The 875-nt window shown below is 63.8% G+C and carries 1 protein-coding gene; it reads right to left on the reverse strand.

What is annotated here, in order from left to right; translation table 11 throughout:
* A partial coding sequence (locus P0D87_RS31525) for a contractile injection system protein, VgrG/Pvc8 family (RefSeq protein WP_408637122.1) occupies positions 1-875 on the reverse strand: 875 nt, incomplete at both ends.

The following is an 875-nucleotide window of genomic DNA, read 5'->3' on the forward strand; positions in this document are numbered from 1 at the left end:
TCCGTGCTGACCTTGATGCCTTCCTGGCCCGCCCAGTCCTCCATGCGAAGCTTGTTGTTCGCCTGCGTGCGGATCACGTTGCGCGAGAGCCAGCGCCGGTCGTTTGTGACGAGGTCGCGCGCCTGGCTGTGATGGTGGAACGCGATGACTTCGGGCTTGTCCGGGTCGCCGTCCCGGCAGGAAATGACGGCCTCGTCGTTGTCCAGCGCGACGAAGTGCATGCCGGTTTGACCCTTGCCCGCGAACGGTTTCGCCAGCCGCAGCGGTACGCTCTCGCCACCGTTGGGCCACGTTTCGAAATCGGAATCGAAGCGCACCGTGTAGTGCCCGCTTGCGGTGATGTACGCGTATTTGTATTTGTCCGGGCTCGTGACGCGCGCTGAAAGCGTGCCGGTCACTTTGGCCCACGTCTGCGGCTCGAGCTTCAGCCGGAAACGCCGGTCCGCCGGAATCGCCCGGTAGCTGTTCGTATAGGAGGCATCGCGCGCGCCGCTATGCGTGACTTCGACAATGACCTGGCCTTTCGGTGCATCGGGCAAAACAAGATCCGTTTCCAGCACGCGCCCCGGCTGCAACGCCAGAATATTGCTTTGCCCTTCATAGACAATCTGCCAGGCGATGGCGGCTTCGTGGCGTAGCTGCGCCTCCCATTTCGCGCCCGCCTGGTCAAGATGGTGGGTGCCGTAGATGTAGGGCTGGCCGTAAGTGGTTGGGTCCTGCGGTGCGACGTTCGCTTCATCGCGAAAGCGTTCCCAGGCCTGCTCCGGGTTGTAGTCCGCGACCATGAACGACTGCGGCACCGTGACGGTGTGTGTCCTGAGCGACGTCACCGCTTCCACGCCACCCGCTTCGAGGCCGGCCGCTTCGCGGTACGG

Source organism: Paraburkholderia sp. RL17-368-BIF-A, from assembly GCF_046054045.1.
In the GTDB taxonomy this organism is placed as follows: domain Bacteria; phylum Pseudomonadota; class Gammaproteobacteria; order Burkholderiales; family Burkholderiaceae; genus Paraburkholderia; species Paraburkholderia graminis.